Here is a 26,957-nt window from a genome sequence, read left to right on the forward strand (position 1 = left end):
TGTTAACGCAAAATGGCCACCCTCAGCGGGTGGCCATTTCACAAAGAAGTCCGGCGGTGTCCTACTCTCCCACAAGGTCCCCCTTGCAGTACCATCGGCGCAGAGAGTCTTAGCTTCCGGGTTCGGAATGTGACCGGGCGTTTCCCTCTCGCTATGGCCGCCGAAACACTATTGATTTATGTATCGATTGTGGCCAGAACTTTGGTTCTGGACGCAGTCCCCGACCGTAAATCGGGAACCACAAAGTGGACGCGTGCAAATACTCATTCACTCTCAAAGGAGTGGAGTGTTATCAAGTTATCGGCTTATTAGTACAGGTCAGCTGCACGAGTCTTTAGTCCTCGCTTCCACATCCTGCCTATCAACCCGGTAGTCTAGCCGGGAGCCTCTCCCCCTAAGGGATGGAAATCTCATCTTGAAGCTGGCTTCCCGCTTAGATGCTTTCAGCGGTTATCCTCTCCGAACGTAGCTAATCAGCGGTGCTCCTGGCGGAACAACTGACACACCAGAGGTTCGTCCATCCCGGTCCTCTCGTACTAGGGATAGATCTTCTCAAATTTCCTGCGCGCGCAGAGGATAGGGACCGAACTGTCTCACGACGTTCTAAACCCAGCTCGCGTACCGCTTTAATGGGCGAACAGCCCAACCCTTGGGACCTACTCCAGCCCCAGGATGCGACGAGCCGACATCGAGGTGCCAAACCATGCCGTCGATATGGACTCTTGGGCAAGATCAGCCTGTTATCCCCGAGGTACCTTTTATCCGTTGAGCGACAGCGCTTCCACAAGCCACTGCCGGATCACTAGTCCCGACTTTCGTCCCTGCTCGACTTGTCAGTCTCACAGTCAAGCTCCCTTGTGCACTTACACTCGACATCTGATTGCCAACCAGATTGAGGGAACCTTTGGGCGCCTCCGTTACTTTTTAGGAGGCAACCGCCCCAGTTAAACTACCCACCAGGCACTGTCCCTGATCCGGATTACGGATCGAAGTTAGATATCCAATATGACCAGAGTGGTATTTCAACAATGACTCCACAGACACTAGCGTGCCCGCTTCACAGTCTCCCACCTATCCTACACAAGCCACACCGAACACCAATACCAAGCTGTAGTAAAGGTCACGGGGTCTTTCCGTCCTTCTGCGCGTAACGAGCATCTTTACTCGTAGTGCAATTTCGCCGAGTTCGCGGTTGAGACAGCTGGGAAGTCGTTACGCCATTCGTGCAGGTCGGAACTTACCCGACAAGGAATTTCGCTACCTTAGGATGGTTATAGTTACCACCGCCGTTTACTGGGGCTTAAATTCTCAGCTTCGCTCCGAAGAGCTAACCGTTCCTCTTAACCTTCCAGCACCGGGCAGGCGTCAGTCCGTATACATCGTCTTGCGACTTCGCACGGACCTGTGTTTTTAGTAAACAGTCGCTTCCCACTGGTCTCTGCGGCCTTCTGGAGCTCCAGGAGTAAATCCCTTCACCCTTCAGGCCCCCCTTCTCCCGAAGTTACGGGGGCATTTTGCCGAGTTCCTTAACCACGATTCTCTCGATCTCCTTGGTATTCTCTACCTGACCACCTGAGTCGGTTTAGGGTACGGGTGACTTGAACCTCGCGTCGATGCTTTTCTCGGCAGCATAGGATCACTGAATCCGCCTTGCGGCGTCCCATCGAGTCTCAGCCTTGATGAGAGACGGATTTGCCTATCTCTCGGCCTACATTCTTAGACCGGGTCAACCATCGCCCGGCTCAGCTACCTTCCTGCGTCACACCTGTTAATACGCTAACCGCACCAGCGTAGGGTCGAGTGCTAGCCCCGGAGCTCCTCCCCGAAGGGATCGGTCACCGGTATTCGGACTCTTAGCATTACTGGATTAGTTTGGGCGGTTCTTCGTCAGTACGGGAATATCAACCCGTTGTCCATCGACTACGCCTGTCGGCCTCGCCTTAGGTCCCGACTTACCCAGGGCGGATTAGCCTGGCCCTGGAACCCTTGGTCTTTCGGAGGACGGGTTTCTCACCCGTCTTTCGCTACTCATGCCTGCATTCTCACTCGTGTGGCGTCCACGGCTGGTTTACACCGCCGCTTCACTCGCCACACGACGCTCTCCTACCACTCCGTGCGCCTGGACATCCCTCAAGGGGATGCCTGGCTATTACACGAAATCTACAACTTCGGTGGTGTGCTTGAGCCCCGTTACATTGTCGGCGCGGAATCACTTGACCAGTGAGCTATTACGCACTCTTTCAAGGGTGGCTGCTTCTAAGCCAACCTCCTGGTTGTCTCTGCAACTCCACATCCTTTTCCACTTAGCACACGCTTTGGGACCTTAGTTGGTAGTCTGGGTTGTTTCCCTCTCGACGATGAAGCTTATCCCCCACCGTCTCACTGCTGCGCTCTCACTTACCGGCATTCGGAGTTTGGCTGACGTCAGTAACCTTTTGGGGCCCATCGGCCATCCAGTAGCTCTACCTCCGGCAAGAAACACGCAACGCTGCACCTAAATGCATTTCGGAGAGAACCAGCTATCACGAAGTTTGATTGGCCTTTCACCCCTATCCACAGCTCATCCCCTCCATTTTCAACTGAAGTGGGTTCGGTCCTCCACGCGCTCTTACACGCGCTTCAACCTGGCCATGGATAGATCACTTCGCTTCGGGTCTAGGACATGCGACTGAATCGCCCTATTCAGACTCGCTTTCGCTACGGCTACCCCACTCGGGTTAACCTCGCCACATATCACTAACTCGCAGGCTCATTCTTCAAAAGGCACGCTGTCACCCCTGCTATGGAGGCTCCAACGGTTTGTATGCAAACGGTTTCAGGTACTATTTCACTCCCCTCCCGGGGTACTTTTCACCTTTCCCTCACGGTACTTGTCCGCTATCGGTCATCTGGGAGTATTTAGGCTTACCAGGTGGTCCTGGCAGATTCACACGGGATTTCTCGGGCCCCGTGCTACTTGGGATACTTCTCGAGTGATTGCTGCATTTCGACTACGGGGCTGGCACCCTCTGTGGCTGGCCTTTCAAGACCATTCGTCTATACAACTTTCTGACTCTTGCAGTACGGCAGTAACTGCTGAAAAGTCCCGCTACCCCGACCATGCAACGCCTGCCGGCTATCACACATGATCGGTTTGGCCTGTTCCGGTTTCGCTCGCCACTACTAACGGAATCGCGGTTGCTTTCTCTTCCTGTGGGTACTGAGATGTTTCACTTCCCCACGTTCCCTCTACCCGCCCTATATATTCAGGCGGGAGTCACCAGGTAACATTGCTGCCCCTGGCGGGGTTTCCCCATTCGGAGATCCTCGGATCAAAGCTCTATTATCAGCTCCCCGAGGCTTATCGCAGATTTATACGTCCTTCTTCGGCTCCAGATGCCAAGGCATCCACCGTTTGCACTTAGAAACTTGATTTCACATGAGTTTAGAATCGATCGCCGGACCACTGTGCCTAAGCAGAGCGGGCCGGAGATTGACCAATGATCTGGCCGTCGAGGCATCCGCGAACGGATGCTTGTGACGACCAAGTCTTGTTTTTCTGTGATATCGAGATCCGAAGATCTCTCTATCTAAGATGCTCGCGTCCACTGTGTAGTTCTCAAAATACGGGCGGTACCCTCTGTGCCTGACAATCGTCAGTCACAACAGGGTCCAGAGGATTCGTTTCACACCGGAAGTCCGGTGCGGCCCGGTCCCTCAGGACCCAACAGCGTGCAAAGACCAGGATTCCGGCCGGCCCCCGTTCCAGCTCCGAAGAGCGTACTGAGAGGACGGCGTTCGTCCTGGTCACAATGTCAATGTTCCACCCATGAGCTAACCGGCTGAAGACGTGTGCTTCAGATCCGGCGCCTGGACGCTCACCGGTTCGAAAACCGGATAACGCCAGATGCTCCTTAGAAAGGAGGTGATCCAGCCGCACCTTCCGGTACGGCTACCTTGTTACGACTTAGTCCTAATTACCAATCCCACCTTCGACAGCTCCCTCCTTGCGGTTGGGCCACTGGCTTCGGGTGTTACCGACTTTCATGACTTGACGGGCGGTGTGTACAAGGCCCGGGAACGTATTCACCGCAGCGTTGCTGATCTGCGATTACTAGCGACTCCGACTTCATGAGGTCGAGTTGCAGACCTCAATCCGAACTGAGACCGGCTTTTTGGGATTCGCTCCACCTTACGGTATTGCAGCCCTTTGTACCGGCCATTGTAGCATGCGTGAAGCCCAAGACATAAGGGGCATGATGATTTGACGTCATCCCCACCTTCCTCCGAGTTGACCCCGGCAGTCTCCTTTGAGTTCCCACCATGACGTGCTGGCAACAAAGAACGAGGGTTGCGCTCGTTGCGGGACTTAACCCAACATCTCACGACACGAGCTGACGACAACCATGCACCACCTGTATACCGACCTTGCGGGGCGACTGTTTCCAGCCGTTTCCGGTATATGTCAAGCCTTGGTAAGGTTCTTCGCGTTGCATCGAATTAATCCGCATGCTCCGCCGCTTGTGCGGGCCCCCGTCAATTCCTTTGAGTTTTAGCCTTGCGGCCGTACTCCCCAGGCGGGGAACTTAATGCGTTAGCTGCGACACAGAATCCGTGGAATGGACCCTACATCTAGTTCCCAACGTTTACGGCATGGACTACCAGGGTATCTAATCCTGTTCGCTCCCCATGCTTTCGCTCCTCAGCGTCAGTTACGGCCCAGAGATCTGCCTTCGCCATCGGTGTTCCTCCTGATATCTGCGCATTCCACCGCTACACCAGGAATTCCAATCTCCCCTACCGCACTCTAGTCTGCCCGTACCCACTGCAGGCCCGAGGTTGAGCCTCGGGTTTTCACAGCAGACGCGACAAACCGCCTACGAGCTCTTTACGCCCAATAATTCCGGACAACGCTTGCACCCTACGTATTACCGCGGCTGCTGGCACGTAGTTAGCCGGTGCTTTTTCTGCAGGTACCGTCACTTTCGCTTCTTCCCTACTAAAAGAGGTTTACAACCCGAAGGCCGTCGTCCCTCACGCGGCGTTGCTGCATCAGGCTTGCGCCCATTGTGCAATATTCCCTACTGCTGCCTCCCGTAGGAGTCTGGGCCGTGTCTCAGTCCCAGTGTGGCCGGTCACCCTCTCAGGCCGGCTACCCGTCGTCGGCTTGGTGAGCCTTTACCTCACCAACTACCTGATAGGCCGCGAGTCCATCCCTCACCGATAAATCTTTCCACCCCCAGGAGATGCCTCCGAGGGTCGTATCCGGTATTAGCCACCGTTTCCGGCGGTTATTCCAGAGTGAAGGGCAGGTTACTCACGTGTTACTCACCCGTTCGCCACTAATCCAGCCGGAGCAAGCTCCAGCTTTCATCGTTCGACTTGCATGTATTAAGCACGCCGCCAGCGTTCGTCCTGAGCCAGGATCAAACTCTCCGTAAATGTTTGATTGCACGAGAGGTCGCCGTGAATGAACACAGCCCCCTCGGCACATCTAGTGCAGCCGGCCGCCCAAGGGCGAACCCGCTGCAAGTTTGATACTGACAAGAACAAACATCATTGCTGACATTTGTTTGTTGTCTTAATTTTTTCCAAAGGAATCTCTTCAGCTGACCGAGGTCAGTTGACGAGGTTTTTGGCATTTGACATTGTGCACGCTGTTGAGTTCTCAAGGATCGGGCGCGCCTGAAGCGTGACCTTCCGGCCGTTTTCAGGGCAACTGCTCTAACCTACCACCACTTGACCTGCTCCGCGCGCCGTGGAACCCAAGTCGCGATGCGACTCGAGCCGTACGTAACTGGAGTGTTCCAGAGGTGGGTCTTCCATCGTAGTCCGACGCACACCCTGCAGCAAGTGCAGTGAGCCTGTCGGCGAGGAAGTCGTTCCGCTTGAGGCTCAGGAGCACTTCGGCTGCCGGAAACCTTTGGGGTGACAAGGAGAAACTCTATGCGGTCGGCGGATGCGGTGCAAGTTTGGGTGCATCCCGGGCGTGTCGAGGGCGGGGCGCTCGCGCGCCCGCACGACACGCCCGGTTCCGAGTGCCGGGACGGCACTCGGCGCTGGCGTCGCGGCGAAGGCCAGAAATGGCCTTCGCTTTGAGCTCCAGCGCGCAGGCGTGTCGAGGGCGGGGCGCCGTGTACTTACTCCACGAAGACGCCGGCGAGGGACTTCTTTCCGCGGCGCAGCACGGCCATGCCGTGGTGCAGATCTGCGGGCTCGAGCACGGCATCCGAGGACTCGACAGGCATGTTGTTGAGGTACACGCCGCCCTGGCCGATCGCGCGCCGGGACTCCCCCAGGCTCGCGGTGAGTCCGGTGTCCACCAGGAGCTGGGTGACCAGCGCATCCGGGCCGGTCGTGGTGTTCGGAAGTTCACGCAGTGCGGCCTCGAGGGTCGCCGCGTCGAGCCCCGTGAGCTCGCCCTGTCCGAACAGCGCGGCGGACGCCGCGATGGCCGCGTCGGTCGCCGCCTTCCCGTGGACGAGCGTGCTGACCTCGAGGGCCAGCCGCCTCTGGGCCTCGCGCTTGAACGGTTCTGCGGCCACGGCATCCGCGAGCTCGTCGATCTGCGCCCGGGACAGGAACGTGAACACCTTGAGCCGCTCGATCACGTCGGCATCGTCGGTGTTCAACCAGAACTGGTAGAAGGCGTAGGAGCTGCACATCGACGCATCGAGCCAGATCGCGTTGCCCTCGCTCTTGCCGAACTTCGTCCCGTCGGTGTTCGTGATGAGCGGGGTACCGATGGCGTGCACCGTTGCGCCCTCGGCCTTCCTCACGAGCTCCGTGCCGCTCGTCAGGTTGCCCCACTGGTCGCTCCCACCGGTCTGCAGCACGCAGTCGTAGCTGCGGTACAGCTCGAGGTAGTCGAGGCCCTGGAGGATCTGGTAGCTGAACTCGGCGTAGCTGATGCCCTCGCTCGAGTTCAACCGGCTGCTCACGGCATCCTTCTTAAGCATCGTGCCGACGCGGTAGTGCTTGCCGATGTCCCGCAGGAAGTCGATCGCCGACATCGGTGCCGTCCAGTCGAGATTGTTGACGAGTCGTGCGGCGTTCTCGCCCTCGAAGCTCAGGAACTTCGCGACCTGCTCCTGGAGGTAGCCGACCCACTCCGCGACGGTGTCCTTGGTGTTGAGGGTGCGCTCGGCGGTGGGCCTCGGGTCGCCGATGAGCCCCGTCGACCCCCCCACGAGACCGAGGGGCTTGTGGCCGGCGAGCTGCAGGCGGCGCATGAGCAAGAGCTGCACGAGGTTACCGAGGTGCAGGCTCGGCGCCGTGGGGTCGAATCCGCAGTAGTAGGTGATCGGGGGGCCGTCGAGGAGCTTCTCGAGCTCAACCGGATCCGTGGAGATCTGCACGAGTCCACGCCACTGCAGCTCAGCCCAGATTCCGTCGAACGAGTCGTCATTGCGTTGGGTGTTCACGGATTCGGATGCTGGCACCGGGTCAGGATACCAGTGGCCGGCCCGCCCTTCCGCGCCTCGCACCGCGCCCGGCGCTGCGGCATCCAACCCCCGCGGCGGGTACACCCACGCGACGAGCACGACGGAGATGATCATGAGCAGCAGCCACGAGCCGAGCTTCGCGATCGAGACGAGCTCCCAGCCGTCTTCCTGGTTCGGGTAGCTCCAGGCCCGCGACCAGGTGGCGATGTTCTCGGCGACCCAGATGAACAGGGCGACGAGCGTGAAGGCGACGACGAGCGGCATCCGGAGCCTGGCGCGAAAGATGCGGAAGTGCATCATGCACGGACCGAAGATGACGAGGACGCCGAGCACCAGTACCCAGCGCGCGTCCCAGATGTAGTGGTGGCTGAAGAAGTTGACGTAGATGAGCACGGCGAGGATCGCGGTGATCCACCGTCTCGGGTAGCGCTCGAAGCGCAGGTCGAAGAGGCGGTAGACGCGCACGAGATAGGAGCCGACGGAGGCGTACATGAACCCGCTGTAGAGCGGCACGTTCAGGAGGTGCAGTACGCCGTCGCCCTCATAGATCCACGACCCGACGCTCGTCTTGAAGAGTTCCATCCCGGTGCCGACGATGTGGAACAGGATGATGACCCGCAGCTCGCGCAGCGTCTCCAGGCGGAAGACGACCATGAGGGCCTGGATGGCGACGGCCGCGAGCGTGATGAAGTCGTTGCGCTCGAGGGCTGCGCCATCCGGATACCAGAGGGCTGTCGCGAAGAGCACCATGAGCATGGCTGCACCGAAGACGCAGGCCCAGCCCTGTTTGAGCGTGAAGACGGCGAGTTCGACGAGCCACCCTGTGATGCGTGATCGGCGCGGGCGACCCGTGGCCGCGTGGTCGAGGATGCGGCGGGCGCGATCCTCGATGAATCGTTCGAGCGGTGTCGCCCCGGTGTGCTCCGGGCGCTGCTCGTCGGTCACGCGCCCACCCTATTTCACTCCGCTGAACTCTTTGATCAGGCTACATTACTTGATTCTCGGTAATCATGCCTGTATGCTTGATTACTCCGGATCAAGCGGAAGTCCTTGAGGAGTGCCATGTTCGTCATCACCGCTGACCAGGTCGACAGCAGGTCGGGCTCCGACCTCGTGGTCGGCGCGCTCCGTGACCTCGCGGAGACCATCCCCGCACCGATCCTGGCGGCAGAGCGCACGGTGGGCGATGAGTTCCAGCTGCTCCTCACCGATCACGCCGAGGCTCTCGATGTCATCCTTCGGCTCACCCGCAGCGATCACTGGAGCGTGGGATGCGGTGTCGGCACCGTACACTTGCCGCTCCCGAATACCATCCGCGAGGCATCCGGGCCCGCCTTCGTCGCGGCGAGGACCGCCGTCGATCGAGCCAAGAAGCGCCCCACGCGATTCGCCCTGGACGGCGGAGCGAACGACGTGCCGACCCGCGACGCGGAGGCACTGGTGGATCTCCTCCTCATCCTGCGATCCCGGAGAAGCCCAGAGGGCTGGGAACTCGACGACCTGCTGGCGACGGGCATGAGCCAGGCCGACGCGGCATCCGCCCTGGGCATCACACCGCAGGCCGTGAGCCTGCGCGCCCGTGCGGCAGAACTGCGCGCCGACCGCTTGGCACGGAAGCCCCTGGAGAGAATTCTCCAGCGACTGGATACTCTGGAGTCCACGGCGTCGGGAGGTCACCCGTGAACATTCTTGAGATCATCCTGTGGAGCGGACTCATTCTGCTCCTGGTCGCCGCGGTGCTCCTCGCTCTCGTCGCCAGCCGCCGGCCGACGCCGTCGAAACCCGGCAATCACTGGCTCATCATCCCGGTCGTCGTACTCGTCGCCATCGCCATCGTGTTCGCGGTCGCAGGTGGGTGGGCGAGTGTTCCGAGTCTTGGGTTCCGGATCGCGGCAGTCGTGCTGCTGCTGGCGATCGGCGTGGTGGGCGGCAGCCCGCTTGTGCTCGTCGTTCTCGAGCTCGCGGGAAGCGGCGCCGTTCCGCTCGGCGACCACGGCGGCATCCTCGTGAGCGAGGCCGGCACCAGAAGCGGTGCCAGACCTCAGGATCGCGAGATCCTGCGCGGCGGGATGACGATCGGCTATCTCGAGCGACTCGCCATCATCGGTGCCGCCCTCGCCGGACAGTACGCCGCCGTCGCGATCGTCGTCGCCGTCAAGGGCCTCGGACGATTCTCCGAGCTCGAGAACGCGGCAGCCCGCGAGCGCTTCATCATCGGCACGCTTGTGAGCATCGTGTGGGCCGCCGCCTGTGTGGCGCCCGCGGTCATCGACTGGTAGCGCGCGACCAACGCCACCTCATCCGACCCGAGGTTGCCGCCCTGATTCACGTTGTGCAGGACATCCGCACCGAATGGTTGTCCCGATTCGATCGACCAGTGTCCCACCGCGGATGTCCTGCACAGTGGTTTCGCGATGACGTGCAGGTGGCCGACCCCGAAACCCTTGGAGGTTTTCTCGATCACCTTCCATCGGAATGCTGTTCGGCCAAGCTTGGGTCGGCCACAATCGCGGCTGACCTCGTCTGCGGGGTCGAAGCCATCGCTGTGGCAGCGGGGCTCAGCGCGTTTCCGCAATTGATGATCGTTCCGAACCCTGCTGAGATCACGCCAACCTCATCTGGTGGATTGGACGTGGCCTGAAATGCCTGGAATGAACAGCCCCACTGGCCCGCCACCGCTTCCCAGGGAACGGAATTCCACCAGACCACCTGGGCGGCGTAGAAAGCATTCAATGATTCGGCGGAACCATCCTTGGGAAAGTCTTGAACTGGCCCGGGGTGCTCACGGAGAAAGCTTGCCAATTCCAACTCGTACGCGTGTTGAGTTGCGGTGTCAGGGATAGGCAGAGAGTTTGCATTCGCCTGCGTCTGTGCCAACACCATTGGCGCCGCGATCAATGCTCCGAGTGCCGACACACTAAGTGCGGTTACGAGAGTTCGCTTCTTCACGAGCCCTGCCTCCAATCACTCTTACAGCTTGTCGTAACTGACTACCCCGAGGTCGCGGCGAACCCGGAATCATCTAGGCAACCGACTACTACTGGCATGCGCATGCTCGCACGGTCAGAGATAGTCGCAAAAGCGGGCATGAACACCGCCGCTGATAAGGAACGAACTCGACCATCTCCCAACCCTCTCCGTTCTTTCACGAATACTGGTGTGAAGACTCTCGGGTAGTCGATATAACGCCGTCTTCGATCAGAAGTGACATGCTGTCAAGATCTTTGGATGTTTCATTGAAGTTTCGGCGACCTCGAAGTCAATTGCCTCCGCTGCTCTCCAGCCGCCGCTTCGGGGCGTGCGCCTTGTACGGCGAGACCGTGCGGTCGCCCGGGATCCAGAAACGCCACGGGAACTCAGTGGTGCCGCCCGCGCCGGAGACACCGGTGCGCGGGCCGGTCGCGAAGTTGGCGACACCCGACCCCAGCTCGAGCCGGATACGACTGGCAGCGAGATCCGCTCCACCATCGGCGAGCGTGATGCCTGCAGCGACGGTGAGGCGGGCCGGACCGCGTGCGAGATCGAAATCCTTGCGAGACGTCACGCGCCGGGAGCGGGCCAGGTCGATCCCGTCGATGACCTCTCCTGCACGGAGGAGGAGCCCGGATGCCTGCCCGTCGGGCCCGCAGACGACGTTCGCGCAGGTGTGCATGCCATAGGTGAAGTAGGTGTAGAGGTGGCCCGGTTCGCCGAACATGACCGCGTTGCGGTTCGTCCGGCCGCGGAAGGCATGCGAGCCGGGATCCTCGGAGCCGTGATAGGCCTCGACCTCGGTGATGCGCAGGCTCACCGAGCCCTCTGGGGAGTCGACCGTGAGGATCGAGCCGAGCAGGAATGGGGCGACCTCGTAGCTCGGGGCGAGGAGGAGGGAGCGGTCCAGGGTCATGGTGTGGACAGCGCGGCGACCCGTGCCGTGAGGGCTGCGAGCTGCTCGGCCACCCGGACGGTTGCGGTCCCTCCGACGCCATTGCGGCTTGCGATCGAGCCCTCGACCGTGAGAATACTGCGCACGTCGGCGGTCAAGAGCGGCGAGACCTCTCGCAGTTGCCCGTCGCTCGCCTCATCCAGCGCGAGGCCGTTCTGCTCGCAGAACCGCACGAGCGAGCCGCTCACCTCGTGCGCCTCACGGAACGGCACACCCTGCCGCACGAGCCAGTCGGCGACATCCGTGGCCAGCGAGAAGCCCTGCGGAGCCAGCTCGGCCATCCGCTCGGTGTCGAACCGCAGGCTCGAGACCATGCCGGTGAACGCCGGCAGCAGCACCTCCAGGGTCTCGACCGAGTCGAACACCGGCTCCTTGTCCTCCTGCAGGTCGCGGTTGTAGGCGAGCGGAAGGCCCTTGAGGGTCGCGAGCAAGCCGGTCAGGTTGCCGATGAGGCGGCCCGCCTTGCCGCGGGCGAGCTCCGCGATATCCGGATTCTTCTTCTGCGGCATGATCGACGACCCCGTCGAGAATGCGTCGGCGAGCGTGACGAAACCGAACTCGCGCGTGTTCCACAGGATGATGTCCTCCGCGAAACGGGACAGGTCGATGCCCAGCTGTGCGGCCACGAACGCGAACTCGGCGACCACATCGCGCGCGGCCGTCGCATCGATCGAGTTCTCAGCCGGGCCGGCGAGGCCGAGCTCTGCGGCGACGAGCGCCGGGTCGAGCCCGAGCGAGCTTCCCGCGAGCGCCCCCGCTCCGTACGGCGAGACGGCTGCCCGCACCCGCCAGTCGCGCAGCCGCTCCAGGTCGCGCACGAGCGGCCAGGCGTGCGCGAGCAGATGGTGGGCGAGCAGGATCGGCTGCGCGTGCTGCAGATGGGTGCGGCCGGGCATCGGAGCATCCGGATGCGCCGCGGCCTGCGCTGCGATCGCGTCGACGAGGTCCACCACGAGCCGGCCGATCACGCTCGCATGGTCGAGCAGGTAGAGCCGGATGAGCGTCGCGATCTGGTCGTTGCGGCTGCGGCCGGCGCGCAGCCTGCCGCCGAGCTCCGACCCCGCGATCGCGAGCAGTTCTCGTTCGAGCGCGCCGTGGACATCCTCATCGGACTCCTGCGGAGCGACCGAGCCGTCCTGCACCCCGGCGAGGAGCGAGTCGAGGGCGGCCAGCATCTGCTCGAGCTCGCCGTCATCGAGGTATCCGGCTGCGGCGAGCGCCTTCGCGTGCGCCCGGGAACCCGCGATGTCGTACGGCGCGAGCTGCCAGTCGAAGTGGGTCGAACGGCTCAGACGGGCGAGCTCAGGCGAGGGACCGCCCGCGAAACGGGCACCCCACAGCGCCCCTGGCACGGTCGTGCCTCCCGACCGTGGCGAGCCTTCGTCCGTTCCACCCGACGTCGCCATCTACTTGCCCGCCACGTGCTTCTGCTGAGCATCCCTGCGCGCCGAGATCCGGCTCGGAAGCGACCACAGCTCGATGAAGCCCTTGGAGAGCGACTGGTCGAAGGTGTCCCCGGTGTCGTAGGTCGCCAGGTCGAAGTCGTAGAGGCTCTCCGTACTGCGCTGGCCGGTCACGACCGCGCGACCGCCCTGCAGGGTGAGCCGGATGTCGCCGCTCACGTGCCGCTGCGTGTCGTCGATGAAGACGTCGAGCGAGCGCTTGAGCGCCGAGAACCACAGGCCGTCATAGACCAGGTTCGCCCAGTCGGCCTCGACCTTGCGCTTGTAGCGGTTCAGGTCGCGCTCGAGGGTGAGGTTCTCGAGCGCCTCGTGCGCGACGATGAGCGTCGTGGCGGCCGGCGTCTCGTAGATCTCGCGGCTCTTGATGCCGACGAGGCGGTCCTCGATGATGTCGATCCGTCCGATGCCGTGCTTTCCGGCGAGGGCGTTGAGGTTCTGGACGATCTCGAGCGGCGACTGCGCCTTGCCGTCGATCGCGACGGGCACGCCCCGCTCGAACGTGATGATGATCTCATCGGCCGGCTGCACGTCCGCCGGGTTCTGCGTGTACTCGTAGAGGTCCTCGATCGGCGGGTTCCACGGGTCCTCGAGGAAGCCGGTCTCCAGAGTGCGGCCCCACACGTTCTTGTCGATCGAGTACGGGTTCTTCTTGGACTGCTCGATCGGCAGGTTGTGCTCCTGCGCGTACACGATCGCCTTGTCGCGCGTGAGGGCGAGGTCACGCACTGGGGCGATGCTCGTGAGCTCGGGCGCGAGCGCCGCGATGGCCGCCTCGAACCGCACCTGGTCGTTGCCCTTGCCCGTGCAGCCGTGGGCGACGCTGTCCGCGCCGAGCTCGTGGGCCGTGACCGCGAGGTACTTCGCGATGAGCGGACGGGAGAGCCCCGACACGAGCGGGTACTGCTTCTGGTAGCTCGCGTTGGCCTTGAGCGCAGGCATCAGGTAGTCGTTCGCGAATTCCTCCTTCGCGTCCACGACGACTGCATCGACGGCGCCACAGGCGAGGGCACGCTGGCGGATGTCCTCCATGTCCTCTCCGCCCTGGCCGACGTCGACGGCGAGGGCCACGACCTCCTTGCCGGTGGCATCCTTCAGCCAGCCGATGCCGACGGAGGTGTCGAGGCCGCCCGAATATGCGAGGACTACGCGTTCTGACATGTGGTGGATCTCCTTGTGGTTCGGTTTCAGTGTATTCAGGCGTGTTGGAGCAACCAGACGAGCAACGCCTTCTGAGCGTGCAGCCGGTTCTCTGCCTCGTCCCAGATGACGCTCTGCGGGCCGTCGAGCACCTCGGCGGTGACCTCGAAGCCTCGGTCGGCCGGGAGGCAGTGCAGGAAGAGCGCGTCGGGCTTCGCGAGCGCGAGGAGCCCGGCGTTGACCTGGTACGGGCTGAGCGCGGTGATGCGCGCCGCCTTCTGCTCCTCCCTGCCCATCGAGACCCAGGTGTCGGTGACGACGACGTCCGCGCCGGCGACCGCCTCGAGCGGGTCGGTGTAGAGGGTGATCGAGCCGCCCGTCTCCGCTGCGCGCGCGTCCGCGTCGGCGACCACGGCATCCGAGGGCGCATAGTCGGCGGGCGATGCGACGCGTACGTGCATGCCCGCGGTCGCCCCGGCGAGCAGGTAGGACTGGGCCATGTTGCTCGCTCCGTCTCCGAGGAAGGTGACCGTGAGTCCGGCGAGTGCGCCGCGATGCTCTCGGATCGTGAGCAGGTCGGCGAGCAGCTGGCAGGGGTGGAAGTCGTCGCTCAGCGCATTGATGACGGGCACGGTCGTGCCGGCGGCCATCTCCTCGAGGCCGGCTTGGCCGTACGTGCGCCACACGATCGCCGCGACCTGCCGCTCGAGGACCCGCGCGGTGTCGGCAGCGGTCTCCTTGCCGCCGAGCTGGCTGTTCGCCGTGCTGATGATGAGAGGGACCCCTCCGAGATCGGCGATGCCGACCGCGAACGAGACCCGCGTGCGTGTCGACGACTTGTCGAAGATCACCGCCACGGTCTGCGGCCCGGCGAGCGGCGTGACGGCGAACCTGTCGCGCTTGAGTTCCGTCGCGAGCGCGAGGATCTCCGACTGCTCGGACGGTGTGAGGTCGTCGTCCCTCAGAAGATGGCGGGTCATGAGACGTCCTCCAGCGATTCGATGAAGATCCGCGAGAACTCGACGAGCTCGCCGTCCCCGATGATGAGCGGTGGTGCGATCCGGATGCTGGTGGGGTTCGGTGCGTTGATGATGAGACCGCGCGCGAACGCGGCCGCCGCGAGCGCCTTGGCGATCGGTTGGGCGAGCCCGATCCCGATCAGGAGTCCGCGGCCGCGAACCTCGGCGATGAGCGGATGCCCGATTCCGGCGATGACCGACCGCAACTGCTCCCCGCGGCGGGCGGCGTTCTCGACGAGTCCGGCCGACTCGATCTCCCCGAGAACCGCGTTCCCCGCCGCCGCGGCCAGCGGGTTCCCGCCGAACGTGCTGCCGTGATGGCCGGCCTGCAGAAGTCCGGATGCCGCACCGAAGGTCACGAGCGCACCGATCGGCACACCGCCGGCGACGCCCTTTGCGAGTGCGATCGCGTCGGGAACGATCCCGAACTGCTGGAACGCGAACCAGGTCCCGGTACGCCCGATGCCCGTCTGGATCTCGTCGAGGATCAGCAGCACGCCGTGCTTCGTGGTCAGTTCGCGCGCCGCGGTCAGGTAGCCCTCCGGCAGCTCGACGACACCCGCCTCACCCTTGATCGGTTCGAGGAAGAGTGCTGCAACATCCGGGCCGATCGCGGCCTCGAGCGCCTCGATCGTCGAATCGATGTGCTCGACGCCGGGGACGAGAGGCACGAACGGCTCCTGGAGGGGCGGTTGGCCGGTGAGCGAGAGGGCGCCCATCGTGCGCCCGTGGAAGGAGTGCTGGAGGCTCAGGATGCGCGGCCGAGCGCCGTCTCGGCCGTTCCGCCTGGCGAGCTTGAACGCCGCCTCGATCGCCTCGGTGCCGGAATTGCAGAAGAAGACGCGGCCATCCTCCCCCGCTCCGGACAGACGGCGCAGCCGATCGGCGAGCTCGACCTGCTGGGGCGTCGCGAAGTAGTTCGACACGTGTGCAAGGGTCGCGATCTGGCGGCTCACGGCATCGACGAGAACCGGATGGGCGTGGCCCAGAGCGTTGACGGCGATTCCGGCCAGGAAGTCGAGGAAGCGTCTCCCATCTCCGTCCCAGACGTAGCAACCCTCTCCGCGCACGAGCAGCGCCATCGGATCGGTGACGGTACCCATCATGGTCGAGCGGTAGTGGTCGAGCCAGGGCACGGTGGATTCAGTGGTGGCGGCGTCGGTCATGAGACAACCCTTTCGGCGGGGGTGATGGTCGTACCGGACGCGCCGAACGGCTCGGCAAGGAGCACGTGCGGCACGCGGCCGTCAACGATGACCGCGCGGCCGACCCCACCCTGGACGGCGTGCAGTGCCGCCGCCACCTTCGGGATCATGCCGGACTCGAGGGTCGGCAGCAGTGTCGCGAGTTGGGCGGCATCGATCTCGCCCACGAGCGAGTCCCGATTCGGCCAGTCCCGGTAGAGGCCGGCGATGTCCGTGAGCAGGATGAGCCAGTCCGCGTCCAGCGCGACCGCGAGGCTCGCGGCCGCCGCATCCGCATTGACGTTCAGGAGCTCACTGCCCGCGCCCAGCGCGATCGCGGAGACGACCGGGATGCCGCCGGCATCCAGCACCTTGAGCACAGCGGAGGGTTCGACCGCGGTGATCTCCCCCACCTGTCCGAGGTCGACGCGCTCACCGGCGACCTCCGTGCCGGCCCGCTCCGCGGTGAACAGGGCGTGCTCGTCGCCGGCGAGCGCGGAGGCCGTCGCCCCGGCAGCACCGAGCCCGGCTGCGAGGTCCGCTCCGATGCGCACGAGGACATCACGGACGACGTGGACGGCCTCGGATGTGGTCACCCGCAGCCCGCCCCGGAACTCGCTGCGAATTCCCCGTGCGATGAGCTCGGAGGAGATCTGCGGCCCGCCGCCGTGCGTGATGACCGCGCGAATGCCGGCGCGCCCGAGCGCAACGACGTCGTCGCAGAATGCGCGCGCGAGTTCGTCGTCGATCATGGCGTTGCCGCCGAACTTGATGATCACGGTCTCACCGCGGTGACTCTCGAGCCAGGATGTCATCGTCATCAGCTCGCGTATGCACTGTTCTCGTGGACGTACGCGTGCGTGAGGTCGTTCGTGAGGATCGTCGCGGAGTGAGCTCCGACGAACAGGTCGAGTTCCACGAGAAGCGCCCTGGGGGCCAGGTCGACCCGCTCGCGAGGGGCATCCGGCCCGCCTTCATGGCAGACCCGCACCCCGTTCATGCGCACATCGACGTTGTACGGGTCGAACTCGGCGGAGGTCGTGCCGATCGCAGCGAGCACCCGGCCCCAGTTCGGATCGTTTCCGAACACGGCGGCCTTGAACAGGTTGCTGCGCGCGATCGCCCTGCCCACCTCTTCGGCGTCGCTCTCGCTCGCCGCACCGGCCACCGTGATCGTGATCTCGTGGTCTGCGCCCTCCGCGTCCGCCATGAGCTGCCGCGCGAGCTCTGCGCAGACGTCGGTGAGTGCTGCGGTGAAGGCGTCGAGATCCGGGCGAATGCCGGATGCGCCGGAGGCGAGAAGCGTCACCTGGTCGTTGGTCGACATGCAGCCGTCGGAGTCGAGTCGATCGAACGTCGTCCGAACAGCCTCGCGCAGCGCCGCGTCGAGTTGGCTGGAGTCGAGGACTGCGTCGGTCGTCAGGACGACGAGCATCGTGGCGAGCGCGGGGGCGAGCATCCCCGCCCCCTTCGCCATTCCACCGACGACCCACCCGTCGGCCGCGTGCACCCCCAGTTTGGGCACGGTGTCCGTCGTCATGATCGCGCGCGCCGCGGCCGTACCGCCGTGCGCATCCAGCGCCGCCGCCGCCTGGTCGATCCCCGCCATCATTCTGACGCGATCGAGCTGTTCGCCGATGAGGCCCGTTGAACACACGAGCACGTCCCCGGCGGAGACCCGGAGAGCGTCCGCGACGGCCTCTGCACTCGCGTGCACGGTCTGGAAGCCCTCGTGCCCCGTGAAGCAGTTCGCGCCGCCGGAGTTGAGCAGGATCGCACTCACGACCGGGTCGGCCATGACCTGCTGGGACCACAGGATGGGGTTCGCCTTCGAGCGATTGCTCGTGAACACCGCCGCAGCCGACGCCAGCGGACCGCGGTTCACGACGAGTGCGACGTCCAGGCCGCCGGAGCTCTTGAGTCCGGCCGAAACCCCGGCTGCCTCGAATCCGGCCGCGGCCGTGACACTCATGGCGCCACCCCGTTCACGGGAAGGCCAGCGGTCTCGGGAAGTCCGACGGCGAGATTCGCCGACTGGATCGCCGCCCCCGCCGTCCCTTTCACGAGGTTGTCGATGGCCGTCACGGCGACGACCCTGCCCGCCGCCTCGTCGACCGCGATTCCGATGGCGGCCAGGTTCGATCCGAGCACGTCGGCGGTCTTCGGGAAGCTGCCCTCCGGCAGAAGCCTCACGAACGTCTCGTGTCCGTAGGCGGCCTCCCAGGACTCCCGCACCTCATCGGCCCTGATGCCGGGAGCGAGCCGAGCCGTGGAGGTCGCGAGAATCCCGCGTGACATCGGAACGAGCACGGGCGTGAAGGACACGGTGACGTTGCGGGCCCCGGCGGCACCGAGGTTCTGGCGGATCTCCGGGACGTGCCGGTGCACTCCGCCGACCGCGTACGGGCCCGCCGAACCGTGGATCTCGCTGGCCAACAGTTCCGTCCTGAGCGACCTGCCCGCGCCGGAGGTGCCCACCGCGAGCACGGCGACGATGTCATCCGCCATGACGATGCGATCCCGGATGCCGGGGGCGAGCCCGAGCGTGATCGCCGTCACATTGCATCCGGGCACCGCGATGCGGCGTGCGCCGGACAGCGCAGAACGCTGCGTTCCGCCCGCCGCGAGCGGCAGCTCTGGGAGACCGTATGCCCACGGGGGATGGAACTCCCCGCCGTAGAAGGCGGCCCACTGGTCCGCATCCGTCAGTCGATGATCGGCGCCGCAATCGACGATGAGCGGGATGCCGGCCAGAGAGTCCGCGATGGCGCCGGAGCGGCCGTGCGGCAGGGCCAGGAACACGACGTCGTGGCCGGCGAGGGTTTCGGCACTCGTCGGGGCGAACTCGAGTCCGGAATACGAGTGGAGGTGCGGATGCACGGCGGTGACGGGCATCCCCGCGTTCTCGTGCGCGGTGACGGTGCGCACCTCGAACTCGGGATGGCCAGCGAGGAGCCGGAGCAGTTCTCCTCCGGCATACCCGCTGGCGCCGGCTACGGCTACGGTATGGGACATGTCTTCAACCTCTGGTGCGAACGACGGACAGGGACCGAGGCGGCGACGCGGCGAGGCAGCTGGGACGTGTCAGCGCTGCGGCGTCGCCGAAAGTCGGCGCGCGCGGCGCCCGCGGAGGCTCACCCGGCGTGCGGTACCGGGGAGTGCGTCGCGGGAAATGTCCACGCGGCAACCCTAGCGTGTCCCGCGCCTCAGGCGAAATTCCGCGTCTCCCGGTTACAGACCGTGAGTTAAGGTTGATTCAAACCAGCGCCCAGGTCGGGTGCGCCCAGAGGAAAGCAGGACCCATGTCTTCACCATTCGACGACCTTCTGGGGCAGATCCCCATCGCCGACATCGCCAAGCAGGTCGGAGTCGATCCTTCCGTGGCCGAATCCGCCATCTCGCAGATCCTGCCGTCGCTCGTCGGCGGGATGGCATCGAACGCCCAGGACAGCGATGGCGCCGAGTCCCTCACCAAGGCGCTTGCCGCCCACCAGGGCACCCTCGACAGCCGCAAGTCGGTGAAGAACATCGACACCGCTGACGGCGACAAGATCGTCAGCCACGTGTTCGGCGAGAAGAAGAACGACGTCGTCAAGGCGGTGTCCAGTTCCAACGGCGTCGGCAAGGACATCATCGAGAAGATCCTTCCGATCGTCGCACCCATCGTCCTCGCCTGGATCGCGAACCAGTTCTTCGGCGGCAACAAGAAGTCGACGACGACGAAGAGCGCCCCCTCCGGGAGCGGCGGAGGCATCGGCGACCTGCTCGGCGGGCTTCTCGGCGGCGGCTCCGGCGGCGGGGACCTGCTCGGCGGTCTCCTCGGCGGCCTCCTCGGCGGCAAGAGCTAGACAGCAGGAACCACGCGCTGACCGCGCATCACTCGCGCAGGAACGCACCCCACTTCGCGGCGGCGGAGGCGACACCGGCCAGCTTGGCCTCGGTTGCTTCCGCCGCCGTCAGCGTGCGGTCCGGCGCGCGGAATCGCAGGGCGAAGGTGAGTGACTTCATCCCGCTGTCCACACCGGGCCCTCGGTAGTCGTCCACGAGTTCTGCGTGTTCGAGCAGCGCACCGGCGCCCTCCGTCACCGCGCCGAGCACGTCCGCCGCCGGGATGGACGCGTCGACAACGAGGGAGACATCCTGCGTCGCGGCAGGCAGCGTCGCGATCGGATGCGATGAGACATCGCGCGGCGCATGTTCCATGAGACGGCTGAGGTCGATCTCCATGACGGCAGCCCGTCGAGGGAGATCCAGCTCATGCGCGAGTGCAGGTACGAGTTCGCCGGCGATACCGACCTCCTCGTCGCCGAGGTAGAGCCCGGCCGTCCGTCCGGGGTGGAGCCCATGAGAGGTTGCGGCTCGCACGTCGAGACTCGCGCCCACCGCAGTCGCGACCTGTTCCGCGGCGGTGAGCGCGTCCGCGAGCGAGGCGCCGGAGGCTGCGAGACCGGGCTGCTTGCGGATGACGTCACCGGTGAAGAGTGCTGCCACGCGAAGCGGTTGCGCAGGGATGGAGGCCTCGAGGTCCTCCAGGACCGCATCCGATGGCCGCTGCGTGCCGGACGGCAGCGCAGCGTCGCGACTGACGATCGCGGCTCCCGGCAGGTACACCACGCCCAGCTCGAAGATCGCGAGGTCGGTCAGCCCCCTGGACAGGTTGCGCTGGGCCACGGTGACGAGACCTGGCAGAAGCGAGGTGCGAAGATACGGTGCCGCCCCATCCATCGGGTTCGAGAGCTCGACGGCGGGGACCCGCTCCCCGAACAGCCCCAGCTGCTCCTCGGAGACGAACGGATACGCCATGACCTCCGTCGCCCCGGTGGAGGCGAGCATGGTGGACACCGACCGTCGCAGACTCTGCTCGCGAGTGAGGCCGCGCCCGGGAGGAGCGGTCGGAAGCACGGCCGGAATGCGGTCGTAACCCACGATACGGGCGACCTCTTCGGCGAGATCGGCCCGATCCCTCAGGTCGGGACGCCAGGTCGGCGGCTTCACGAGGTCGCCGTCCGCCGCCTCGGTGACGACGGCGCCGATCGCCGTCAGCGCGTCCACCGCCTCCTGCCGCGTGAAGTCGGCGCCGACGATGGCGTTCACATAGTCCGCGGGAAGGACGATCGGGGAACGATCCTCGACGGTCCCCACCCGACCGATCGCGGCATCCGCTGTGCCTCCCGCGAGTTCGACCAGGAGGTCGACGGCACGCGAGGCTGCTGCGACCGCCACGGCAGGGTCGACTCCGCGCTCGAAACGGCGGGATGCCTCACTCGGCAGGCGATGGCGGCGTGCGGACCGCGCAATGGTGATGGGATCGAAGTTCGCGGCCTCAATGAGCACATTCCTGGTCGACGAGGTGCTCTCGGTGCGCTCACCGCCCATGACACCGGCGAGGCCGATCGGCCCCTCCTCATCCGTGATGAGGAGATCTTCGGGGTCGAGTGCGCGCTCCTGTCCGTCGAGGGTCGTGAGCTTCTCCCCCGGAGCCGCCCTGCGCACCGTGATCGAGCCGCGAATCGTGTCGAGGTCATAGGAGTGCAGTGGCTGGCCGAGCTCCACCATGACGTAGTTGGAGATGTCGACGAGCAGCGAGATCGAGCGGATGCCGGCGAGCCCCAGGCGGGAGATCATCCAGGCCGGGGTGTGGCGGGAAGGATCGACGTCGCGGACGATGCGTGTGACGAACTGGCTGCATCCCTCGTGTCCTCGGATGGGGGCGCGGTCGTCGAGGATGACGGAGATCGCATTTGCGGTCTCGATACGCGTGTCGCCCTGCGACGCACCACTCGACCAGCGGGACGCGTCGGCCGGATCGCGGAACTCCGCACCCGTCGCATGCGAGTATTCGCGCGCGATGCCGCGGATCGAGAGTGCGTAGCCGCGATCGGGGGTGACATTGACCTCGACGGCCCAGTCGTCGAGCCCCAGGAGGGCGATCGCATCCGCTCCCACTTCGGGGTCCAGGCCCAGTTCGGCCAGTCGCAGGATGCCGTCGTGCTCGTCTCCGAGGCCGAGCTCGCGCGCGGAGGCGATCATCCCATCCGACACGTGCCCGTAGGTCTTGCGGGCGGCGATCGGGAACGGGCCGGGCAGCACAGCCCCCGGGAGGGTCACCACGACCTTGTCGCCGACGAAGAAGTTGTGGGCGCCGCAGACGATCCCCCTCGCATCGCCGGGGCAGACATCAACCTGGCACCATCGGATCGTCTTGCCGTTGCTCTGCGGCTCGTCGACGAATTCGAGCACCTCACCGACGACGATCGGACCCTCCAATCCGAACGTGTGGAGGCCCTCCTCCTCGAGGCCGACGCGCACGAGGGCGGCGTGGAGCTCGTCGGGAGTGATCGAGGCGGGGGCGTCGACGAACTCGCGAAGCCAGCTGACCGGGACCCGCATCAGACCACCATTCCGAACTGCTGGGAGAACCGGATGTCGCCCTCGACCATGTCGCGCATGTCCTTCAATTCCTCGTTGCGGAACATGAGCGTGCGCTCGATGCCCATTCCGAACGCGAACCCCTGGTATTCGTCCGGGTCGATGCCGGCCGCGCGCAGCACGTTGCGATTCACCATGCCGCATCCGCCCCACTCGATCCAGCGCGCACCGCCCTTCGCGTTCGGCTGCCACACGTCCATCTCCGCGCTCGGCTCGGTGAACGGGAAGAAGTTGGGTCGCAGGCGGATCTTCGCCTCGGCCCCGAACATGAGGCGGGCGAAGTGCTCGAGCGTTCCCCTCAGGTGCGCCATGGTGAGACCCCTGTCGATCGCGATGCCCTCGACCTGGTGGAAGACCGGCGTGTGGGTCGCGTCGAGTTCGTCCTTGCGGAAGACCTTGCCCGGCGCGATGACATAGACCGGCAGCTCGCGGGTCAGGAGGCTGCGGATCTGCACCGGCGAGGTCTGGCTGCGCAGCACGAGCTGGGAACCGATCGGCTCGACGAAGAAGGTGTCCTGCTCGCTTCGCGCCGGGTGGTCCGCATCCGTGTTCAAGGCATCGAAGTTGAACCACTCGTTCTCGAGCTCAGGACCCTCGGCGATCTCCCACCCCATACCGACGAAGATGTCGCCGATCTGCTCCATGAGAAGGTTGAGCGGATGGCGCGCACCAGGCGTCCATCGCCGCGGCACCGCGGTGACATCGACCGCCTCTGCCGCCAACTGGGCGGCTTCCTCCACCGCGAACAGTTCCTCTTCCCTGGCCTGCATCGCTGCAGATACCTGCGCCCTGGCCTGGCCGACGAGCTTTCCGGATGCCGCCTTCAGGTCGGCAGGCACGTTGCGCAGCTCGGCGTTGAGTCTCGCCAGAGGCGATCCCTCTCCGGCGTGCTGGGTTCGAACGACTTTCAGGTCACCGACGCTCGATGCTCCCGCTATCGCCGCGAGCGCAGCATCCTTCGCCTCCGCGACGCTGGCTTCGGTGATTCCCGTGGGGTCAGACACGAGACCCAAGTTTAGTGGGGAGGATCCGGTGGCTCGAACCCGCGGCCGGGCAGGGTGATCGCCCGGGTGCCGTCGATACCCGTCTGCCTCGGGGTGTTGGGCAGCGCCTTGCCGAGCCGCGGCCCGCTGCGCCTGGCCACGAAACGGGCGATCCAGGACATCGTGAGGTTGAGGGCGAGATAGATCACGAGTCCGATGACGAACAGCGTGAACATGTAGCGGCTGCCGAAGAATGTGCGGTTGAGGCTGATCGTTCGCGCCAGTTCCGGATAGCTCACGATGAAGGCGAGCGAGGTGTCCTTGAGGAGCACGACGAGCTGGGCGAGGATGATCGGCAGCATCTGCCGGAAGGCCTGGGGGAACTCGATGAGGGCCCAGGTCTTCATGGGCGTCAGGCCGACGGACAGGCCGGCCTCCCGCTGGCCGCGCGGGAGCGACTTCACTCCCGCTCGCAGCGCCTCGCCGATGATGGCGCCGTTGTAGAGGGCGAGGCCGAAAACGCCCGACCAGTACGATCCGGCCGTGAACACGAGGAACACAAAGAAGATCATGAGCAGTACCGGGATGCCGCGCACGAACTCGAGGATCACGCCGGTGATGGCGCGTACCCACGCGTACCGCGACGAGCGTCCGAACGAGAAAAGGATGCCGATGAGGATGGCGAGCGCGGCGGCTACCGCCGCCATCTGGAGCGTGGCGACCGTGCCGTTGAGGAACGACAGCCACAGGTCGGGTAGCGCCACGATGTCCCAGCGCGACGGGTCGAACATTCCCGGCTGCGCCGCACCGTTCGCATTGACCCTGGGGGCGGCGAGCGTCAGGTACATCCACACGAAGAAGGCGACGATCAGGATGATGCCGCCGATGGACGCGATGACGGACCAGCGGCGCGTCTTCGGGCCGGGGGCATCGTAGAGAACACTCAGGCTCATCTCATCACCACCACTCGCTTCTCGATGGCTCCGGCTATGAGCCCCAGCGGAATGGTGATCACGAGGTACAGCAGCGCCGCGTAGATCAGGACGAGGATGACGCTGCTCGGGTTGTCGCGCGTCGCGGCATCCGTCTGCTTGAAGAGTTCGTCGACGAAGAAGATGCCGGCCACCGAGGTGTTCTTGGTGAGAGCGATGAAGACGTTGATGAGCGGCGGCACGACCATGCGGGCGGCCTGCGGAAGAACGACGAGGGTCACGGTCTGCGTGAAGCCCATGCCGATGCTTCGAGCAGCTTCGGCCTGCCCGACCGGAACGCCGTTGAATCCCGAGCGGATGGCCTCGGCGACGAAGGGCGACGTGTACGCCGTGAGTCCGATGAGAGCGAGCGGGTAGTAGTCGAGGTCTGAGCCGAGGATCGGCAGAACCAGGGCGCAGAACATGAGCACGAGCAGAAGCGGAACGTTGCGCAGCACCTCGGTATAGACGGTGGCGAACACGCGAAGCGACGGCACGGGAGAGATCCGCATGGTCGCGATGAGGACGCCGACCACGAAGGCGCCGACTCCGGAGATGGCGAGAAGCTGGAGGGTCATCAGGAATCCGGCGAAATACGCCGGTGTGACGTCGATGATCGCGTCCACTTCACCACCTCCTCATCAGTCGAGAGGATGCCGGCCCGCACGCGGCAGGCCGGCATCCGTTCGTGAACTAGTTGCTGTAACGGTCCACTGCCGGGGGCTCTGGCGTCTTGAGAACCTTGCCGGCTGTCGACTCCCAGGCGGCCTTCCAGCTGCCGTCGGCGTACGCCTTCTCCAGCACGTCGTTGATGAAGGTGCGGAACGCATCGTCATCGTGGCCGAGGCCGATGCCGTAAGGCTCCTCGGTGAACGGGTTGCTGAGAACCTCGAACTCGCCGGCGTTCTGGTCGGCGAGGCCGGCCAGGATGACGTTATCCGTCGTCACGGCGATGACCTTGCCCTGGCGAAGCGGCTCAAGGCAGTTGGAGTAGGTGTCCGTCGTGATGAGGTTCACTCCGTACTCGGCGATGTTCTTCTCCGAGGTCGAACCGGCAACGCTGCAGACGTTCTTGCCCTTGAGGTCCTCCGGGCCCTTGATTCCCTCGGGGTTGCCCGCGAGCACCAGGATGTCCTGGCCGGCGTTGTAGTACGGCCCGGCGAAGGAGATGACTTCCTTGCGCTTGTCGTTGATCGTGTAGGTCGCCACGACGATGTCGACGGTCTTGTTCTCGATGAACGGCTCGCGGTTCTTGGAAACCGTCTCCACCCACTTGATCTTGTCGGCCGCGATGCCCAGCGACTTCGCGATGATCTTGCCGATCTCGACGTCGAATCCGACCGGGTCGCCGCTCGGGCCCTTGAGGCCGAACAGCGGCTGGTCGAACTTCGTGCCGATCGTAATGGTGCCCGCATCCGCGAGCTTGGCCATCGTTGTCCCTGCCTCGAACGTCGGGGTCTCGGCTGCCGGTGGGGTGGCTTCCCCGCCTGCACACGCGCCCAATCCGAGAATGCTCGCTACGGCGATGGCAGAAATCATAAGGCTCTTCTTGAGTCTCATCTGTCTCTCCTTGCTGTGGTTACTTACCCTCTGGTTAGTGAGTAAGGATTTTCGAGAGGAAGTCCTTCGCTCTCGGGCTCTGGGGGTCTGTGAAGAACTTCTCCGGAGTCGCTTCTTCGACGATCTCTCCGTCCGCCATGAAGAGGACGCGGTCGGCTGCCTTGCGGGCGAAGCCCATCTCGTGGGTGACGACGACCATGGTCATGCCGTCCTGCGCGAGCTGCACCATGACATCCAGAACCTCGGAGATCATCTCCGGGTCGAGAGCCGATGTGGGCTCATCGAGCAGGATGAGCTTGGGATCCATGGCGAGCACACGGGCAATGGCAACGCGCTGCTGCTGGCCGCCGGAGAGCTGCGATGGCATCTTGGATGCCTGGTTGGCGACTCCGACGCGATCCAGCAGTTCCATCGCGTGCTTGTCGGCGTCCGCCTTGGATATCTGTCGCACCTTGCGCGGGCCGAGGGTCACGTTTTCGAGGACCGTCTTGTGGGCGAACAGGTTGAACGACTGGAAGACCATCCCCACATCCGCCCGTAGTCGTGCCAGGCCTCTGCCCTCTTCCGGCAGCGGAACGCCGTCGATCGTGATGGTGCCGCTGTCGATGGTCTCCAGGCGATTGATCGCGCGGCAGAACGTGGACTTGCCGGATCCGCTGGGGCCGATGACCACGACGACCTCTCCGCGGCCGACCGTCGTCGTGATGTCCTTCAGGACGTGAAGCTCACCAAAGTGCTTGTTGACGTGATCGATGACGACAAGGGGTTCACCGCTTCGTGAGGGCTCCATCGGAACAGGTTGTCATATGCCGACACGGGCAGACAAATTCCCGCGCTGTTTCGTGACCGAGACGTGACACCA

19 protein-coding genes, 3 rRNA genes and 1 pseudogene are annotated in these 26,957 nt (G+C 64.4%); 3 read left to right on the forward strand and 20 right to left on the reverse strand.

Annotation, left to right across the window (positions count from 1 at the left end; translation table 11 throughout):
• Positions 1-48: 48 nt before the first annotated feature.
• The 5 genes and pseudogenes from rrf to BKA04_RS11900 all read right to left on the reverse strand — a co-directional run.
• Positions 49-165, reverse strand: a 5S ribosomal RNA gene (gene rrf / locus BKA04_RS01695).
• A 123-nt stretch (positions 166-288) separates the two neighbouring features.
• Positions 289-3,414 (reverse strand): 23S ribosomal RNA (locus BKA04_RS01700).
• 483 nt (positions 3,415-3,897) lie between these two features.
• A 16S ribosomal RNA gene (locus BKA04_RS01705) occupies positions 3,898-5,421 on the reverse strand.
• The 16S, 23S and 5S rRNA genes sit together here, the layout of an rRNA operon.
• Positions 5,422-6,119: 698 nt before the next feature.
• Positions 6,120-7,421: a tyrosine--tRNA ligase gene (tyrS, locus tag BKA04_RS11895; RefSeq protein WP_232842053.1), complete on the reverse strand. Its 1,302-nt coding sequence runs from the start codon at positions 7,419-7,421 to the stop codon at positions 6,120-6,122.
• Between the two features lie 114 nt (positions 7,422-7,535).
• Positions 7,536-8,369: pseudogene (locus BKA04_RS11900) on the reverse strand (DUF817 domain-containing protein); the annotation flags it as partial.
• Positions 8,370-8,486: 117 nt separating this feature from the next.
• Here BKA04_RS11900 and BKA04_RS01715 point away from each other — a divergent pair.
• On the forward strand, positions 8,487-9,107 hold the full coding sequence (locus BKA04_RS01715) for a DNA-binding protein (RefSeq protein ID WP_104094865.1): 621 nt from the start codon (positions 8,487-8,489) through the stop codon (positions 9,105-9,107).
• A complete protein-coding gene (locus BKA04_RS11905; protein ID WP_232841930.1) occupies positions 9,104-9,703 on the forward strand; it encodes a hypothetical protein in 600 nt (199 codons plus the stop codon). Before BKA04_RS01715 ends, BKA04_RS11905 begins: the two co-directional genes overlap by 4 nt.
• 181 nt (positions 9,704-9,884) lie before the next feature.
• On the opposite strand, the gene BKA04_RS01725 is transcribed toward BKA04_RS11905, so the two are convergent.
• The 9 genes from BKA04_RS01725 to argC all read right to left on the reverse strand — a co-directional run bounded on the left by BKA04_RS01725 (position 9,885) and on the right by argC (position 19,167).
• Positions 9,885-10,373 (reverse strand): hypothetical protein, encoded by a 489-nt coding sequence (locus tag BKA04_RS01725; RefSeq protein WP_134542209.1) that lies wholly within the window; start codon positions 10,371-10,373, stop codon positions 9,885-9,887.
• Between the two features lie 310 nt (positions 10,374-10,683).
• Positions 10,684-11,310, reverse strand: a complete 627-nt coding sequence (locus BKA04_RS01730) for a DNA-3-methyladenine glycosylase (protein WP_104094866.1) — start codon at positions 11,308-11,310, stop codon at positions 10,684-10,686.
• Positions 11,307-12,755, reverse strand: coding sequence for an argininosuccinate lyase (gene argH, locus BKA04_RS01735; RefSeq protein ID WP_104094867.1), 1,449 nt, complete (start codon positions 12,753-12,755; stop codon positions 11,307-11,309). Before argH ends, BKA04_RS01730 begins: the two co-directional genes overlap by 4 nt.
• A complete protein-coding gene (locus BKA04_RS01740) occupies positions 12,756-13,970 on the reverse strand; it encodes an argininosuccinate synthase (protein ID WP_104094868.1) in 1,215 nt (404 codons plus the stop codon).
• Positions 13,971-14,005: 35 nt separating this feature from the next.
• Positions 14,006-14,929 (reverse strand): ornithine carbamoyltransferase, encoded by a 924-nt coding sequence (argF, locus tag BKA04_RS01745; RefSeq protein WP_104094869.1) that lies wholly within the window; start codon positions 14,927-14,929, stop codon positions 14,006-14,008.
• Complete coding sequence (locus tag BKA04_RS01750) at positions 14,926-16,134, reverse strand: acetylornithine transaminase (protein ID WP_104094870.1); 1,209 nt, start codon at positions 16,132-16,134, stop codon at positions 14,926-14,928. Before BKA04_RS01750 ends, argF begins: the two co-directional genes overlap by 4 nt.
• Positions 16,131-16,973, reverse strand: a complete 843-nt coding sequence (gene argB / locus BKA04_RS01755; protein ID WP_104094871.1) for an acetylglutamate kinase — start codon at positions 16,971-16,973, stop codon at positions 16,131-16,133. The genes BKA04_RS01750 and argB overlap by 4 nt, the downstream gene beginning before the upstream one ends.
• Positions 16,973-18,124, reverse strand: coding sequence for a bifunctional glutamate N-acetyltransferase/amino-acid acetyltransferase ArgJ (gene argJ, locus BKA04_RS01760; protein WP_104094872.1), 1,152 nt, complete (start codon positions 18,122-18,124; stop codon positions 16,973-16,975). Before argJ ends, argB begins: the two co-directional genes overlap by 1 nt.
• Positions 18,121-19,167: an N-acetyl-gamma-glutamyl-phosphate reductase gene (gene argC / locus BKA04_RS01765; RefSeq protein ID WP_104094873.1), complete on the reverse strand. Its 1,047-nt coding sequence runs from the start codon at positions 19,165-19,167 to the stop codon at positions 18,121-18,123. Before argC ends, argJ begins: the two co-directional genes overlap by 4 nt.
• A gap of 287 nt (positions 19,168-19,454) precedes the next feature.
• Here argC and BKA04_RS01770 point away from each other — a divergent pair, with 287 nt between their 5' ends.
• Positions 19,455-20,000, forward strand: a complete 546-nt coding sequence (locus BKA04_RS01770) for a DUF937 domain-containing protein (protein WP_104094874.1) — start codon at positions 19,455-19,457, stop codon at positions 19,998-20,000.
• Between the two features lie 28 nt (positions 20,001-20,028).
• Here the strand turns inward: BKA04_RS01770 and pheT are convergent, their stop codons facing one another.
• From pheT to BKA04_RS01800, 6 genes are all read right to left on the reverse strand, one after another.
• On the reverse strand, positions 20,029-22,542 hold the full coding sequence (pheT, locus tag BKA04_RS01775; RefSeq protein WP_104094875.1) for a phenylalanine--tRNA ligase subunit beta: 2,514 nt from the start codon (positions 22,540-22,542) through the stop codon (positions 20,029-20,031).
• Positions 22,542-23,585, reverse strand: a complete 1,044-nt coding sequence (pheS, locus tag BKA04_RS01780; RefSeq protein ID WP_104096569.1) for a phenylalanine--tRNA ligase subunit alpha — start codon at positions 23,583-23,585, stop codon at positions 22,542-22,544. The genes pheT and pheS overlap by 1 nt, the downstream gene beginning before the upstream one ends.
• 11 nt (positions 23,586-23,596) lie before the next feature.
• Positions 23,597-24,517, reverse strand: a complete 921-nt coding sequence (locus tag BKA04_RS01785; RefSeq protein ID WP_104094876.1) for an amino acid ABC transporter permease — start codon at positions 24,515-24,517, stop codon at positions 23,597-23,599.
• The gene (locus BKA04_RS01790; RefSeq protein ID WP_104094877.1) at positions 24,514-25,161 is read right to left on the reverse strand and encodes an amino acid ABC transporter permease; all 648 of its coding nucleotides are present in this window, start codon (positions 25,159-25,161) and stop codon (positions 24,514-24,516) included. Before BKA04_RS01790 ends, BKA04_RS01785 begins: the two co-directional genes overlap by 4 nt.
• Before the next feature lie 67 nt (positions 25,162-25,228).
• Positions 25,229-26,074, reverse strand: a complete 846-nt coding sequence (locus BKA04_RS01795; RefSeq protein WP_232841931.1) for a glutamate ABC transporter substrate-binding protein — start codon at positions 26,072-26,074, stop codon at positions 25,229-25,231.
• A gap of 55 nt (positions 26,075-26,129) precedes the next feature.
• Complete coding sequence (locus BKA04_RS01800) at positions 26,130-26,885, reverse strand: amino acid ABC transporter ATP-binding protein (protein ID WP_104094879.1); 756 nt, start codon at positions 26,883-26,885, stop codon at positions 26,130-26,132.
• Between the last annotated feature and the right edge of the window lie 72 nt (positions 26,886-26,957).

This window comes from Terrimesophilobacter mesophilus (assembly GCF_014200375.1).
In the GTDB taxonomy this organism is placed as follows: domain Bacteria; phylum Actinomycetota; class Actinomycetes; order Actinomycetales; family Microbacteriaceae; genus Terrimesophilobacter; species Terrimesophilobacter mesophilus.

Coding starts and splice junctions, on each gene's coding strand:
- argJ (WP_104094872.1), bottom strand. CDS start 18,124: ATGAGTGTCACGGCCGCGGCCGGATTCGAGGCAGCCGGGGTTTCGGCC.
- BKA04_RS01730 (WP_104094866.1), bottom strand. CDS start 11,310: ATGACCCTGGACCGCTCCCTCCTCCTCGCCCCGAGCTACGAGGTCGCC.
- BKA04_RS01795 (WP_232841931.1), bottom strand. CDS start 26,074: ATGATTTCTGCCATCGCCGTAGCGAGCATTCTCGGATTGGGCGCGTGT.
- BKA04_RS01800 (WP_104094879.1), bottom strand. CDS start 26,885: ATGGAGCCCTCACGAAGCGGTGAACCCCTTGTCGTCATCGATCACGTC.
- pheT (WP_104094875.1), bottom strand. CDS start 22,542: ATGCGGGTCCCGGTCAGCTGGCTTCGCGAGTTCGTCGACGCCCCCGCC.
- argF (WP_104094869.1), bottom strand. CDS start 14,929: ATGACCCGCCATCTTCTGAGGGACGACGACCTCACACCGTCCGAGCAG.
- argB (WP_104094871.1), bottom strand. CDS start 16,973: ATGACGATGACATCCTGGCTCGAGAGTCACCGCGGTGAGACCGTGATC.
- BKA04_RS01750 (WP_104094870.1), bottom strand. CDS start 16,134: ATGACCGACGCCGCCACCACTGAATCCACCGTGCCCTGGCTCGACCAC.
- BKA04_RS01740 (WP_104094868.1), bottom strand. CDS start 13,970: ATGTCAGAACGCGTAGTCCTCGCATATTCGGGCGGCCTCGACACCTCC.
- argH (WP_104094867.1), bottom strand. CDS start 12,755: ATGGCGACGTCGGGTGGAACGGACGAAGGCTCGCCACGGTCGGGAGGC.
- argC (WP_104094873.1), bottom strand. CDS start 19,167: ATGTCCCATACCGTAGCCGTAGCCGGCGCCAGCGGGTATGCCGGAGGA.
- BKA04_RS01785 (WP_104094876.1), bottom strand. CDS start 24,517: ATGAGCCTGAGTGTTCTCTACGATGCCCCCGGCCCGAAGACGCGCCGC.
- BKA04_RS01770 (WP_104094874.1), top strand. CDS start 19,455: ATGTCTTCACCATTCGACGACCTTCTGGGGCAGATCCCCATCGCCGAC.
- BKA04_RS01715 (WP_104094865.1), top strand. CDS start 8,487: ATGTTCGTCATCACCGCTGACCAGGTCGACAGCAGGTCGGGCTCCGAC.